Origin of the sequence: Pontiella desulfatans, from assembly GCF_900890425.1 — a bacterium.
GTDB lineage: Bacteria > Verrucomicrobiota > Kiritimatiellia > Kiritimatiellales > Pontiellaceae > Pontiella > Pontiella desulfatans.
Genome location: NZ_CAAHFG010000001.1, coordinates 1,426,551 through 1,441,769, shown reverse-complemented (window position 1 = coordinate 1,441,769; position 15,219 = coordinate 1,426,551). Strand labels below are relative to the sequence as shown.

Genomic DNA, 15,219 nt, shown 5'->3' with positions numbered 1-15,219 from the left:
TTTCCCGTCCATCTGGCCTATTTCCCTTCCGCCCATTTTTTCAGGTAGAGCTGATCATCATCGCTGAGGGAGGTGATGGGAATGACGTAGCGACGCCCCCGCATATAGCAAACCAGGTTCCCGTCGTCCAAATCCCCCAGTTCCACTTCAACGTTCGATTGGTCTGCCCGGTTGGTTAAAACGCGTGTGGGCCGGCCCGCTTCCGGCCCCTGAATTTCGATCTTGCAGAACGAGAAAGACGGCAACCCGACCCCGAGTTCCAGCATCGACACCTCCCTGCCACTACCGGATTGGGTTCGTTGCATTTTCCAGTCCGACCACTCCAAGCCGGATTCGCCAAAGGCGGCCGTACGGGTTTTAATCCGGGTGGACGGAGGAAAAGGAAGGGTGGTGGCAATTGCAACCGGCTCGGCTTTCTTGGTCGATGGGTCGGCGTTGTAGTTGTAGGCCATGATATTGAACTGATTGTTCTTCATATCCCGTGCAAACACAGCATCGATCCTATTGCCGGCGACGAGGGGTTCGCCCTGTTTGGAACCGGCGTAATAGACGTTGCCCTTCATCCGGAGGAATTCCTGCTCGGCCAGCTTGTTTTCGCCGGTGCCCCATCGGAACACATGGTGCATATTGTGGTCATACATCATTTTTCCGAGCATCACCGTGAACGCTTCCGAGTGGGCCTTGGGCGCATTATCGAAACTGTTCCCCTGTTTGCTCATGCTTTTAATCAGTGAAAACTCATGGATTTCCAACGTCGCCTCCGGATTCCACTCCGGAATGTCTTTGATGGGCGCAAAATCAAGCCGGTATACGCGCTCGATATCGACGCGGTTGCTCCTATTGTAAAACGGATAATAGGATACGCCGACGAAATCATAGTGGACGTTGTTTTGCTTGCACCATTTCACAAAGTCCGGTCCGTAGGAATTATTGGATGATGCCCACAGGAAATGGGCACCGACCTTTGCTTCGGGCAGGATCGAATGAACGGCTTTCACCGTTAATGCGTAGTGGTCGAAGAACTCCGGCATGCTTCCTCGCCAGTGACCGGCGGTTCCGATTTCGCGACCGATGCAAAACCGCCATTGCCCGACCCGTTCCCGACCATAGGTTTTGATGAGCTCCTTCAGCATTTCCTGGATATAAAGAGACCAGGCCCCAGGATCGTTTGGCGGCCAGGCATTGCCGTAGGTCTCCACCTCCTGCTGCCCCTTCAAATCCATCCCCCGCTGAAAGGCCCAGGGTACGTTATCGATCATCAACTGGAAGATACGCGCCCCGGACTGGACGGTGTCGATCTGCGTCTTGAGCGGCGCCCAATCGTAGACATAGTTGCCGCCATCCCACTTGTAGGTGTCTTCATCGATAAGCTTCTCGCCATCCTTGGATTTTCCTCCCAACGGCCGAACCACACAGATATAGGGTTTTTCGCCGACCGGCCTATTAAACCGGCGCATCGGCGAGATGCGGTTGCTGACATCCCAGTGATACCGCATGGGGTCGCGCTGGTTTTCTGCGCTGCTGAAATCGCAACGGAGCGAAACGGCTGCCTGGGCAGAACCCCCAACCCAACCAGAAAAGACGAAGCAACACAGCAATCCCCCTTTCCATATACTCGCTCTATTCTGAACCACTGCCGTCATGGATTGCCGGAAATCTCCCTCAACTGCGCAACATTGCAACTGCCAAACACCAGCTGGCAACAGTCATAGAACGCCATCCATCCCGCATTTCACACACGCCATGCATTCATATTGTTGAACCCTTGCATGCGGAATTCATTTTCCAGGCTCCCCGCTTTAACGAGTTGAACACGGACAGGCTGTGCAAAACCGGCAGGCGTGCTTCCCTTGCGGACAGCCCGCTGGTCCATGCTGTCGGAATATCCAAAACGGGCATCACCTGCGTTTTCCCGACATCCGCAACCGCCCGAAGAGTCCGGCATTTTCTTCATACGCATTTTAGCATGGAATTCACATCACGGTTTGGCGACCTCGATCTTGTAGAACGAATTCGACGGCGATACCGGAGAAGCATCCGTGAACGCCATCTCCCCGCCGGTGCCCGGCAGCGGGCCGGAAACGGACGGCCAAGCATTGGAAACGAGGTTGGACGTTTTCAGCACATGATAGGTGCGCTCGCTATAGCTGTCCCACTTAACCGTGTACCCTCCACCGATTGCTTCTTCGAATTCATGAATGACCAACGCGGAGTAGGCATCATCGGGATCCGATCCGGCAATCAACTCATCCCCGTTCGAGAGTCCGTCGCCGTCGCTGTCCACACCGGCCACCTGCCCGGTACTACCGAGGAAAAAGATTTCCCACCAGTCCGGTAGGCCGTTGCCATCGTTGTCGGGATAGGGATCAACACGCATGGAACTGATGGCCACATTATCCACCCACAGATCGTGGCCGCCGGAACCGTCGCCGGCTCCGCTCGAGAAGGCCAGCAGGAAATCGACCGATTCCCCCGCGCCGAGGGTATGGTCGGTAAGCCCGGCCAGGGAATGGTCGATGTCATCATGGGCGAAGTTATCCCAGGCGCCGCCAACGTCGGTGATCTCATCGTCCGCCGACGTGTAGATCACACCGGGTGTAATGCCGCCGCCTGCCAGCACACTCAATTCGTAAGCCCGGGCGGCCTTGGGACGGAAGGCATAGGCGTCGAAATGAAAGGCACCCAACTCGAGATCGGACGCGCCATTGTTGGAAATCGTGAAGGTGATCGCTCCGCCAGTGGCCGCATTGGGCAACTCCATGTTTTGATTATCCACATTCGTTATGGTGCTGGCTGTCGGCGGCCCCGCAAAGGTTCCCCAGTCGCCATCGGCACTGGCACCCCGTTCGTCGACCACATTCCAGGCGAGCTGTTCCGCGGTTGTCACGGCCGTCCCGCCGACATCCGGCGCGAGCACCGACGCACTCGGGGCAGAGGCATTGTTCCAGGTATCCCAACCGGCCAAAACAAGGGGGGCATCACCCGACCCCACAGCGGGCTCAACGGCAATCGTTACGGTATCGCTCCTTGTTGCACCGCCGCTGTCGGTGACCTGCAAGGTAATGAGATGGGTGCCCAGCGGAAGCGCCACGTTCGTACGGATGCCGGTGGCAATCTGCCCGGAACCCCGTTTCCAGACATAGCTGGTGAGCGAAAGTCCACCCTGGGGCACGGAGCCGCTTCCATCCAACGCGATCCATTCCACGCCATCGAAATCGGCATCGACCACCGACCGGTTGCCACCGGCATCGGCGATGGTTTCCGGACTCAGGAATCCACCGGCAGAAGGAACCAGGCGGAACGCATCCATCCGGGCTCCCGCCTGACGGCGGGCAATTTCGAGTTGATGGGCACCGGCGTCCAGGTTTGCATAGTTGGCAAGGGTCAGCCAGCGCCATCCACCGCCGCTGATGCCGTCCTGCTTCGTCCAGCTGCCCCCATCCATCCGGTGCCAGAAGGAGTCGCTTCCGGAGGTTGGGAAATCGACGCGGGCTTCGAGCACGATGTCGGCGGGGTTGATCAGGAAAAAGTCGTAGGTCGCCCGGCCATCGGGTTCTGCGACGCTGTTGTAGTTTGCGCTTCCAGAAGCAAGCGGGACTTCGACGTAGGTTGCTCCGTTGGACGTGACCGCAGCAAACGGACTGAAAAGCAATTGTCCATCAGCCTCTTCCGCTTCGATTACCAAGCCCGGCACGCTGATTTCTGCGTGCGTGGAACTCAGCCGGAACTGGTCGATCCTGGCGCGATCGCGGCGGGCAATTTCGAGCGTATGGGAACCGGGCGCCAAATTGGTGTAGCTGTTCAGCGTGAACCAGCGCCAGCCGCCGCCGCTAAAGCCGTCCTGCTTGATCCAGGTTCCGCCGTCGAGGCGGTGCCAGAACGAATCGGCATTGGAGTCTATTAAATCGGCGCGCGCTTCGATCAGCACATCGCCCGTTGCAGACAAGTTGAACGCGTAGGAGGCGATGCCTCCCGAAGCCATGACCACGCTGTTGTAGTTGATGGTCGGGGTGCCATTTGAGGTTACGATGTAGGTGGTGCCGTCCAGTTCACTGGAAACCGTGTAGGGCGAAAATGCAGATTGGAACTGGGCCTGCTCCGCTTCGATGATCACTTCACCGGATACCGCGCCACTGCCCGGAGCCAGTCCGCTGATTTTGCTGATCGACAAGGGAGGAAGCATGATTCCGCCATTCACCGGAGAAACGGAAACGAGAGCGTCATCGCCCAAATTGAAGGTTGGGAAATCATTGATATCGCTGAAGCTCAATGCCCCATGGGAGAACTTGCCGGTGTAGAGTTCATCGTCGAAGATCAAACCAAGCGGCACGCTGTTGGTGGTTTTGTTGACGGCAAAGACCAGCACGTCGCCGCCGTTGATGACCGCCTCGGCGCTGACGGCATCCAAATTCTCTTCGATACCGCTGGAATTGATACTGCTGTCGTAGACTTCGCTGTCTTCAAAAACATAGCGGATAATATCGTAGGCCGCGCCAATGCTCGTCTTCACATGTTTGGGGTTGGCGTTTTTATCGTACAGGACCATCGGGTCGTGGTTATGGATCTGGAAATAGTCGGCCGTCTCGAACAAATCCGGTCGGTTCAACATGCCCAGATACACCTCGGTCATGCCGAGAACGGAAACGGCATTATTCCCGTCGGCATCGACCTTCACCGACCATTCCGAAAGCCAGATCGGTTTCCCGGGGAAGAGGGAACGAATGTATTCCCCGGTTTCAATCATGGTGTAGCGGCTTTTCAGCGCCTCCTTGACCTCCGTCGCGGAGTTCCCGTCGGTCCGAAGGTATTTATGCAGCGACACCGCATCGTAATAGCTCATGTCGGCCATGAGGGCGTTGTTATAGGTGGCATGGTATCCGGTGGTTCGCCACGAAACGGGAACGGATATCTGTATGGAGGGGTCTTCCGCCTTCAGCGCTGCCGAGTGCGCCTGCGCCACGGCAATGTATTCTGGCGCGGTATCCACCGCTTCACTGCATTGATCTTTCCAGAAGTGTTCATTGCCCAGCTCGATATATTTTACGTCGAATCCCTTGGCGACCCGATCCTGCAAACGGGCAACGCCTTTTGCGGGGCTGTCGTAGTTAACGTTCCAGGTAAACAGCACATCAAAATTCAGGTTGTTGTGGAGCGTGTTGAAACCGGGGAAGCCGTAACGCAGGTGAGGAACATTCGTCACGGCTCCCACATAGGTTCCGTCATAGCCGTCATAGATCCGGCGGCCATCCACTTCCCAATCGTAGAAGTTGGCCCACACGCCGTGGGGGAAGCGCAGCGCAGGCGGATTCCAGGTCGTGATCAGATCCTGACCGTCGGGATCGTTATAGCCATCGGAGCCATACTGGTTTTCCGGAAAGTTGGTATTCAGCCCCAGCAGCAGGTTGTTGAAGTGGGTCTTGCTGCCCGTGTCCACCTTGAGCGTGGCGTTGAGCTGGTTCGGCAATGCATACGGATAGGAAATGGCCGAAAAGGCCCGGGGTGCCAGGCTGAAGAGAAGAATGCACGAAACGATCCAAAGCGCATTTCGTTGCCTGGTAGTCCACGGACTCTTTTTCAGCCGATGCATCATATTCCTCATCTTCACACGTCCGCTTTCACTAAAAAGAATACGGGGACTGAACAGCCCCCGCTCCTTAAAAGGGGGCTTGCCAGCCCCCTTAACCTTGCACCCATTCAAGTGCATCGGTTGTATTGATCAGACTAGATCATGAAGCGATGGCGGATAAAAAGTACTGCGCCACCGAATGCAGCAACCAGACCCAGCGTGGCCGGTTCCGGAATCACAGTTCCGCTGATAGCGATGTTGTCCAAATACAGGTTGTGACCACCCTCATATTGGATGGTGCCATCTTGCACAAAATCTAATCGAAATACGACCGATTGCCCTGCTTCCAGTGTGTTGTCAGCAAGACCAGTCAAGTCGAGGTCATTCTCAGCCCAAACGAGAGTGCCTCCGCCATTGGGAGAAACACCACTGGTTACATTACCTACAGTAAGGGCACCTGACAGAACTGATAGAGTCCAGTTATCCGCCGCCTTCGGTCTGGTAGCGCCCGCGTCGAAGTGGAAAAAATCCAAGTCATAATCATCGGCGGTTCCGTTCGTGACCGTGAAGTCGAAATGGCCATTGTTTCCGTTATTCAAAGCCAATCCATCTGAGAAACCAGTTTCGGTGCCTGCGCCTGCTAAAGTACCGAAAGTGCCATCGGTGCTCGCGGCTGAAGCCGTGCGTGACCAATTTAAATTGGCGTCCGGAGTTGCCAAACCCGAGAAACCAGTTGCTGTCTTGGGAGGAGGAGTAGTGGAGCCGTTATTGGGTTGATTAAAGTTATCATCCCAGCCTACGAGTAATGCTGCCGAAGCTGACATAGCTCCTGCACAAACCGCAACCGTAAGTATTGCTATTGTTTTTTTCATTTCATTCTCCTTTTGCTTTAAATTTGGCACCCCGCATGGAGGTGCCGCTCAACCAACCTCTCAAAACTTAAACCGGGGGTGTGGGCCCTATGGCCAAACCAACCGCAGGAACTCAACATCGTTGGTCATCGGCACCGTTACCGGGCTGGTGGTTCCTCCGGGAACATTCATCCATTCACCCACCGCCATGTTCGGACGGGTCTGGAGTTGGAATGATGCCGACGACGCCCAGGAAACCATCATATCCGATCCGGAAGTTTCAACCGTCATCACCGGCGCCGAGGGCGGCCCCGATGCGGCCGCCGAGGAAATCCCCACGTTGTCCACGAACAGATGGTGGCCCGAACCGGAACCGGTTCCTCCCGAGAACGCCAGCTGGATAATGGCCATTTCGCCCGCTTCGAGGGTGTGGTCTTCAAGACCATTCAGACCGACATCAATATCGTCATGCTGGTCGTGTGTTAAGGGGTCTAAATCATCTGTTAAGAGGTTTCCGCCCAGACTGGTGATCGCACCGGCAGCAGAAGTGAAGACCGTTCCAACGGTAATGTCGCTTCCCGCCAATACGTTCACGGCATAGGTTCTGGCGGCATTTGGACGGAATGCAACGGCGTCAAAATGAAGGGCACCTAAGTCGATGGCCGCCCCCGTGTTATTCGTAAACGAAATCGTAATCTCGCCGTCCGTCTTGCCATTGGTCAACGTATAGTTGTCAACTCCAGCTGTTGTGTTCGAGCTTGCAGAATGCCCATTGCCATCAAAGGTGCCCCAGGTTCCGTCCTTACTGGAGCCACGACCGGAGCCATCTGTGATACTCCAGCCACCAGACGCCGTCGCGGTTGCTGAGATATCTGTCGCCGTAAAGGGCACGGCAGGGGCAGTGGTACCGCTCCACGTATCCAGCCCCACCAGCAGATCCTCTGGCGGCGGAGGCGGAAGTGCGCCAATCAGGACTGTTCCTGTACCGGAAAAGACCGGGTTCGCGCCGATGGCATTCAGTTCAGCCACCGTGTAAACGGCTCCATCGATCACGTTGGAGCTGCCAATCACCAACGAGGAAAGGGCCCAGTCATAGTTGCCCAGATCCACCAAGGCGTCAGGGCTGTCCGCCACCGTCACCGAGCCGGATGCCTTCCAGTTGTCCTGAATACGCAATGTTCCGCTTTGCACATCGAAAACGGTCGAACCGCCGATCGAACCAACGGAAGCGAACTCCGCAGCACCGCCCGAAACGATCCAGGTTCCAGTGAACTCATTCGTGGGGTTATCGATATAGATCGTGCGTGAAGGTGCAGACAGCGTGATATCCGCATCGCTGACAATCCGGGCAAGAACCCGAATGTCGCGCGACTCATCCATTGCCCCGGAGAACGTGGAATCGGTTTGAACCAAAATCGCCCCGTCAATCCGGGCTTCCGCCGCATCGATGATGCCGGCGCCAAGATCGGCCCCATACATCTTCAGCTCGGGAACCGTAATCACTTCGGCTCCGCTGGCCATGATTTCCATCCGTTGCGGGGCATACAGGCTTAACGAAATTCCAGGGAAGGTGGACGTCGCGGCCGGCGTCTCCAACACCACACTGTTGGTTGCATAATATACGGTTCCGCCATTTGCAGCAAAACCATCGCTCCATGCGGTCGAATCCGTCCAGTCGGTCGGCGTTGCCGCAACGTAATAGGCATCGCCCGGCGGCGTGTAGGCCGTAATGGCATAGGTTTTGATATACGAGCTGTTGGCGCCATTCTGCAACATGCCGGTGTTTACAATGTCTCCATTGGGCAGCGCCGTTCCAACGGCCGAAGGAATCATGTTGCTGAATCCGGCCGAATCGAAATCGCCTTCATGGAAGACATGCCACACCGTGTCGTGCGTGGAATAGCCCATCAGCATGCCGGGGTTATTGTAGGAATCCCCCCCTGCCGTCGAGCCATATTCACCTGCGGGCAGGGCGTCGGAGATGTACCAGGTGGTTCCCACCTGAACCAGGAAGGAATTGGCTTCACCATACGGCCCCCATCCTGAAAAAAGAAAGATGTCATCCACCCGGGCAATCACGTTTGTATTGTTGTGGAGCAGCACGGAAGGTTTGCTGTTGGCAGACCGGGCCGCCACTTGGTTGTTGAGCCCCGGGTCGTTGCTAAGATTGATGGGAAGATTGGTGGGACTAGACAAATCAGTTCCATTGCCCGCCCAGATTTCCATGCCCACGCTCGCCGCCGAATGGGTCGTTCCTCCGGCACCGGGAACGGTATTCAAATAATCCTCGAAAAATTCCACATCCTCCGGCGCCACCGTACTCCACGTTAGCTCCACCGGCAGTGCCGTTGCCATACTCGCCAGCGTTCCTGCCGCGATCATGATGCCCAATGTTTTTTTCATCATATTGCCCTCCTTCATAGTGTTGGTTTCCATCTTTTTCATCTGCATGCCTCGCTCTTTCATTTGGTTGAGCGGGAACGGCCTGTTCCCTATTCCGATTGAACAACGGCATAAAACAGGCGGACGATTTTTTTTAAAACCCCCGTGGGTTTCAAATCGTTAAAACAGTCGCTTTAGAGATGAAATAATTTTGGATCCACCGTTTCGGGAAGCTACGAATTGCGGGCGTCGAGTTTTTTGCGGACTTCGCGGGCAACGTTTTCGGTGATCGGGAACCGCCAAACGCAGAGCATCGTTCCGGCCAAACCAACGACCGGAACCACGGCGTAGAGCCACAACATCGACTTCAGCGTATCGGGCGACTGCGCGCCACCGAGGGCGGCATCGAACCCCGTCCATTCCAGGATCAGCCCGGCAACAAAGAAACAGATGGCAAAGCCCAGCTTCATCGTCCATCCGTAGAAGGCTCCGAAGGCCCCTTCGCGGCGGGTGCCGTTCTCCAGTTCATCCAGGTCGGTCACATCGGCCGTCATGGAGGCGAGCAGCGTCCAGACGGCGGAAAGGCCGGGGGCAATCAGCACGGTGGCGATCAACTGCAGCCATGGATTGCCGGGGGTAAAGACCCACCACTTGACGGCGTTGCCGAGGATGGCGAGGAAAAGGAAAATCTGGAGTGCCGCCTTTTTTCCGAGTCGGGTGGACGTCCATGCAATGAGCGGGATCGAGGCCATGCAGATGACGTGGTAGACGGTGCCGCCTGCGCCGAGCACGGTGGAAGCCGCCTTCATGTCGCCACCGAAGATGTAGTAGACGTTGATATAGAAGCCGAAGATGATCACGAGGAACATGCCCGCCACCGCCGTGACCAAGGCTCCCAGCAGATAGACAAACGGTTTCACCTTGAAGACCGAAAGCACACTCCTGAGTCCCTTTTTGCTGTGGTTGGCATCCAGTTCCGCCGACGTCAACCGCCGTTCCTTCAAGAAGATCCCCGGGGTAATCCCCATGATGATCATCAGCGCGCCGAACCCGATCCCGACCCAGCGCATGCCATCAACCGTGTCGTCGAAGCAATCGCGCTGCGTCAGCCAGAACAGCCACTGGATGCAGAAACCGGCAATGGATTGGAACCAGGTGCGGAACGACATGATGCGGGTGCGCTCGTGGTAGTCCGGGCTCAGCTCATAGCCCAACGCCACGTAGGGAACGCCGAACACGGTGAATGCGGTGTAGAAAAGAATCGAGACGACCATGTACCAGGTGAAATAGAACGTGGTGCCCATGCCGCGCGGACACCACCACATCAGCGCAAACAGCACCCCGCCCGCAATCGCCCCGCAAACAATGTAGGGCCGCCGCCGCCCGAAGCGCGATTGCGTTCGATCGCTGATCCAACCCATGATCGGATCCGTTATGGCATCCCAGATCCGGAAGAGCATCACCGCAATCCCAAGCAGGCTCGGAGCCACGTTCAAGGCCACGTTGAAGAATGGGTTGGCCATGACGCTGATGCCGTTCTGCATGGCGTTTTCGGCAACCGCCCCCATGCCATAGGCCAATTTGCCGCCCTTGCCGACGCGATCCTCTTCAGCGGTTTTTTGGTGCTCTTCCATAGCCGGATATGTTACCGACCCCACTACTCAACGAAAAGCGTCAATTCCACCAGATCCTCCATGCGCGACGATGTGCCCACGAAGACCGTGAATGCGCCCGGTTCGATGACGCGTTCAAAATCGAGATCGATCATTTCGAAGGCCTCCGCATCGAGGGTCAGGGAAAGGTGTTTTGTTTGGCCGGGTTCCAGCGATACCCGCCGGAACGCCTTCAGCATCCTATCCGGACGCGTGGTGGAACCCACCACGTCGCGGAGATAGATTTGAACAACCTCATCCCCGGCCATCTGGCCCGTGTTGGTGACATCGAGCGAGACCCCGCAGGAATCCCCCGCCTGGATGACGGAAGCGGACAACGCGATGTTATCGAGCCGGAACGTGGTGTAGCTCAGTCCAAAGCCAAAGGAATATAAGGGGGAACTGTCTTCAAACAGGTAGCCTTTCCAATTGGCCGAATGGCGCTGGCTGTAATGGCAGGGAAGATGGGCCGAGCTGCGCGGCACCGAGACCACCAGTTTGCCGCCGGGATTATTTTCGCCGAACAGCGTTTTGCAGATGGCCGTTGCGGTCTCCTCGCCCAGGTACCACCCATCCAATATCGCGGCGGCATGCGCATTGGCGTAGTTGATCGAGATGGAACGCCCATGCATCAGCACCACCACCGTGGGCGTGCCGGTTTCGATCACTGCCTGAACCAAGGCTTCCTGGTTTCCGACCAGGTCGATGCTGCCCCGGTCGCCGAGCGTCTCCCGCATATAGAAGGCCTCGCGGGTACTGAAGTAGTCATCCCCCACGCAGACCACGGCCACATCGCACCCTTTCGCCATTTCCGCCGCGGCACGAATGGATTCCTGCTCAACGTCATAGGGAATCGTTTCAACCGGCGTGTTGAGTTCTTCGCCGGTTTCCAGCTGGGCAAAGGTTTTGCCGCCGGCCGTAATGCCGCACCCCCTCGCAAAACAAATCTCGACATCACTTCCGGTCAAATAGTCTTCGAGCCCGTCCTTGATGGACCGGGCGGAGGTCATCCAGTGTGAATAGCCGCCCAGGATCGTCTCTTCGGCATTGGGGCCGATGACCGCGATGCGCTTTAGTTTTCCCTTATCCAGCGGAAGCGTATGCTTGCTGTTTTTCAGCAGGATCACCGCCTTTTCCGCCGCTTCCAATGCGAGGTTTTTTTTCTCCGGATCATCCTGGATCTCCACAGCCCTACCGGCATCCACAAAGGGTTGCTCAAACAACCCCAGCATGAACTTCAGGGTCAGGACCTCGCGCACCCGGTCATCGAGGTCCGGCCTATATTCAGGGTTGCAGTCCAACGATTCGATCAAGGTCCGGTAGCTGGCCCCTTCCGGGAAATCCAGGGTGACGCCCGCCCGCAGGGCCAGCAATGCGGCATCCTGCTGGGTCGGTACCACATGGTGCAGAAGGTCCAGGCGGTGGATGTCGTGGTAGTCGGAAACCACCACGCCCTTGAAGCCCCACTCCTTGCGTAACAGATTGACCAGTAGGCGCCCATCGCCGTGGGCAGGCACGCCGTCGACTTCGCTATGGGACGGCATTACCCCCCAGGCTTGGGCCTTCGAAAAAACCTGACGGAACGGCTCGAGGATCTCCTCCATAAACAGGCGTCGCGGAACATTGGTCGGGGCAAAGTTGCGCCCGCCATCGCATTGTCCATAGGCCGCGAAATGCTTGAGTGTCGACACCACCCGGTTTGCATCCACCGTTTCGCCTACCCCCTGCAGCCCCCGCACGGCGGCCAGGCCCATCTGCGTAACCATGTGGACGTCTTCGCCATAGGTTTCCTCCATGCGCCCCCAGCGCGGATCGCGCGCCAGATCGAGCACCGGGGTATTCATCAGATGGTTTCCACGGGAACGGGCTTCCTTCGCGGCAACGGCATAAACGCGTTCAACCAGAGCCGGATTCCAGGTTGATGCAAGCGCAATGGCCTGGGGAAACGAAGTGGCCTTGTGGGCAATCAGGCCATGGCAGGCCTCGCCGACCAACAGGACGGGAATCCCCCGTCCGCTTTGATCCAGCAGGTGGGTCTGGATCATATTCGCCAATTCCGCGGATTGCCCGGCATCGTGCGGAAGGTTGACGAACTGCACCGATCCGAGACCTTGCTCCAACCTGGTTTTGAATTCCTCGGCAAGCCCTCCGGGGGCATTGCCTTCCTGGTCGGTCTTGGCATAGGCGGAGGTCAACTGGTTGACCTTTTCTTCCACCGACATGCTGGAAAGCAGAAGCTCAACCCGCTCCTCCACCGGAAGACCGGCATTCAAATAGCCATCGGCGGCGTTCAAGGCCGATTCCAGGGAGGGGTCTTTTGCATCTGGAACAGTTCGGGTTGACTTGATCATATTCGTATGTCCAATGGATCGTGCATATGGCGGGTTGATTTCCCACACGCGCACACCATCCTCCACACAAACGCAGATTCAAACCCCGTATATATTCAAACCGTTAAAATACCGTAACCCTTGGGATTTCCGGGAAACATGGCCAGTTCCCCTAAACGTATTTGAGTGTTTTCCCCCGGTTCCACACCCCGCTGACGGTGACATGGTGCGGTTCCGAATAATTTCCAAATTCACCGTGGTAAATGCGTTCAAGCAACATTTCCACCGCCAGCTTTCCACTCGTCCGGGTGTTTTCCACAATACCACTGATCTCTCCGCCGGTTTCAGCCGTTCCGATGGTAACCACGCCAATATCTTCCGGCACGTTCAACCCCATCCGTTCCAGCCAACCCATCACGGTCGGGGGACGCACGCAGATAATGGCTTCCGGCTTGGATGCATGGAACCACTTGGAAAAGCTTTCGAACGATGGCTCCGGATCCAACCAGGGTTTGATCTTCTTGATCGGCTTGACCGCAACCCGTTGCTGCTCCATCAGGTAGGCGGCCAACCAGCGGTTATGGTGGGTGTAGGGGAACGGTTTATCCATCACAAAGCCGATGCGTTCAAGGTTGTGCCGACGGAGGATCCCCAAGGTTTTTTCCATGTTCCCATAGAAATCCGCGGCCACCCAATCCGTATCCGGTTCAAGCTGCCGCACGCCATATGTGACGGTTGCAATGTTTTGCCAGGCGTAGTCGAGCTTTTTCCCCCAAACCCCGTGCGTCAGCATAATGGCTCCGCGAATGCCCCGGTTGCACAAAATGTCGTTCATGCGCCGGGCCGTCATGTTTTTCTCCCCGATCCAGAAAGTCTCCGTACGGATTCCCAGGCTCGCCGCCGTGTTGGAGCTTCCATCAATAAACCGCTGGAGGTGGTAGTTCGTCTTCCACTCCCCCTCCTCGCGCGTCGGTGTGATCAAGGCAATTACCGGGGTTTGCGTCGGGTTCCTGCCCTGGCGGCGTGCGGCCATCAAGGCCGAGATATACGGATTGGTTTGATAGCCGAGTTCCTTGGCCGCAGCCAACACTTTTTCGCGGGTGGCCCTGGCTATTTTCGGGGAATTATTCAGCGCCAGCGATACGGTTGCATTGCTAACCCCCAGCTTCTTGGCAACATCGTCCATCGTCACTTTCATGCAGCATGCTCCTTTAGGATAACGGCAGAATTTAACACGTTGAATTCCAATGCGAAATCAAACAAATGCAATTTCACGCCTGCCATCCAAACCAGGCGGGGTCGCACCCGGCGAAGGAGGTCTACGGACGGACCATCCTCCAAACTTCGGCCCCCGCGCTGATGAAGGTGCCCATGCTGAACACCGTGGTGGTGCCGGGGTCGAACGGTTTTGGGTAACCGCCAACCGGCTGGGAATTGATGAGGCGACCATCCTCTTTCTGCCGCTCGCACAAGGCCGCCCACCCTTTTCGAGTTGCGGGTTCGTAGGTTGCCCGATCCAGCACTCCGTGGTTGATGCCCCACGCAAAGCCATAGACATAAAACACCGAACCGCTCGTGTCATCCTGCGGCGGATCCGTTGGATCCAACAGGTTTGGCGCCCACGTTCCATTCTCTTTCTGGATCGAAAGCAGCTTAACCGCCATCCGGTTGTAGATATCGAGGAAGTAACCGCGCTCCGGATGGTCCTCCGGAAGCAGTTGGAGAATTTCAACCAGGGCACCGAACACCCAGCCATCGCCACGAGCCCAGAACACCCGTTCCCCACCCTTGGAAACCTTTACGATGTCGCGCTTGTCGTGAAAATACAGGTCGTGCTCGTCGCAGAAATACCATGCATGCGCCTGCTTCCACTCCTGCACCATATAGTCGTAGTACTTCGGCTCGCCGGTCACCTTCCCCAATCCAGTCCAAACCGGCGCAGCCATATAGAGTGCATCGCACCAGTTCCAGCGTTCGCGGTTATAGGTTTCCCGCATCTTTCCATCTGCCCCCTTGATCATCTGCTTGGGCGGGTTGGCCAGAATCCAGTCGAACTCCTTTTGGATCCCCGCGATGACCTCGGGCTTCTTATCCAACTGATAGAGCTTGATGTAGGCCAGGCCAATGGCGTGGTCATCCGCGTGGTACGGGCGTCGGCCAAACTTCCAGCCATGCGTCTCGCCCATCTTCTTCACTTCATCGATCCACTTCCGGTCGCCGGTCGTTTCCGTCAAATCCGACAGCCCCATGTAAAACGGCGCCCAATGCCACTCCAACACATCGAATTTCGCCGGATGGTCAAGCTGCCACTGCGCCGCCTTTTCCATGCGGAGCACGATCTCCCGGGGTTCAAAAATATCGGACACGGCGGAACAGCTTGTGATCAACAGCGCGGCAAAGAGGATTCCTTTTATTCGGTGGTTCACTATTTATTCTCC

The 15,219-nt window shown here is 56.7% G+C and carries 8 protein-coding genes; all 8 read right to left on the bottom strand.

Annotated features, from left to right (window positions below; translation table 11 throughout):
* Positions 1 to 17 precede the first annotated feature (17 nt).
* Positions 18 to 1,496 (bottom strand): GH39 family glycosyl hydrolase, encoded by a 1,479-nt coding sequence (locus E9954_RS05420; RefSeq protein WP_168441994.1) that lies wholly within the window; start codon positions 1,494 to 1,496, stop codon positions 18 to 20.
* A 482-nt stretch (positions 1,497 to 1,978) separates the two neighbouring features.
* A complete protein-coding gene (locus E9954_RS05415) occupies positions 1,979 to 5,599 on the bottom strand; it encodes a hypothetical protein (protein WP_136078198.1) in 3,621 nt (1,206 codons plus the stop codon).
* Between the two features lie 122 nt (positions 5,600 to 5,721).
* Entirely contained in the window at positions 5,722 to 6,438 is a 717-nt protein-coding gene (locus E9954_RS05410; protein ID WP_136078197.1) for a hypothetical protein, read from the bottom strand.
* Positions 6,439 to 6,525: 87 nt separating this feature from the next.
* Positions 6,526 to 8,823, bottom strand: a complete 2,298-nt coding sequence (locus E9954_RS05405; RefSeq protein WP_136078196.1) for an autotransporter outer membrane beta-barrel domain-containing protein — start codon at positions 8,821 to 8,823, stop codon at positions 6,526 to 6,528.
* Between the two features lie 209 nt (positions 8,824 to 9,032).
* Positions 9,033 to 10,433: an MFS transporter gene (locus E9954_RS05400; protein WP_136078195.1), complete on the bottom strand. Its 1,401-nt coding sequence runs from the start codon at positions 10,431 to 10,433 to the stop codon at positions 9,033 to 9,035.
* Positions 10,434 to 10,456: 23 nt separating this feature from the next.
* Positions 10,457 to 12,802 (bottom strand): glycoside hydrolase family 3 N-terminal domain-containing protein, encoded by a 2,346-nt coding sequence (locus tag E9954_RS05395; protein WP_136078194.1) that lies wholly within the window; start codon positions 12,800 to 12,802, stop codon positions 10,457 to 10,459.
* Between the two features lie 151 nt (positions 12,803 to 12,953).
* The gene (locus E9954_RS05390) at positions 12,954 to 13,979 is read right to left on the bottom strand and encodes a LacI family DNA-binding transcriptional regulator (protein WP_136078193.1); all 1,026 of its coding nucleotides are present in this window, start codon (positions 13,977 to 13,979) and stop codon (positions 12,954 to 12,956) included.
* 121 nt (positions 13,980 to 14,100) lie between these two features.
* A complete protein-coding gene (locus E9954_RS05385; protein WP_136078192.1) occupies positions 14,101 to 15,207 on the bottom strand; it encodes a glycoside hydrolase family 88/105 protein in 1,107 nt (368 codons plus the stop codon).
* Between the last annotated feature and the right edge of the window lie 12 nt (positions 15,208 to 15,219).

Excerpts from the sequence above, each read along its gene's own strand:
- E9954_RS05420 (WP_168441994.1), bottom strand. The coding sequence starts at position 1,496 with ATGCGGTATCACTGGGATGTCAGCAACCGCATCTCGCCGATGCGCCGG.
- E9954_RS05415 (WP_136078198.1), bottom strand. The coding sequence starts at position 5,599 with ATGAGGAATATGATGCATCGGCTGAAAAAGAGTCCGTGGACTACCAGG.
- E9954_RS05410 (WP_136078197.1), bottom strand. The coding sequence starts at position 6,438 with ATGAAAAAAACAATAGCAATACTTACGGTTGCGGTTTGTGCAGGAGCT.
- E9954_RS05405 (WP_136078196.1), bottom strand. The coding sequence starts at position 8,823 with ATGATGAAAAAAACATTGGGCATCATGATCGCGGCAGGAACGCTGGCG.
- E9954_RS05400 (WP_136078195.1), bottom strand. The coding sequence starts at position 10,433 with ATGGAAGAGCACCAAAAAACCGCTGAAGAGGATCGCGTCGGCAAGGGC.
- E9954_RS05395 (WP_136078194.1), bottom strand. The coding sequence starts at position 12,802 with ATGATCAAGTCAACCCGAACTGTTCCAGATGCAAAAGACCCCTCCCTG.
- E9954_RS05390 (WP_136078193.1), bottom strand. The coding sequence starts at position 13,979 with ATGAAAGTGACGATGGACGATGTTGCCAAGAAGCTGGGGGTTAGCAAT.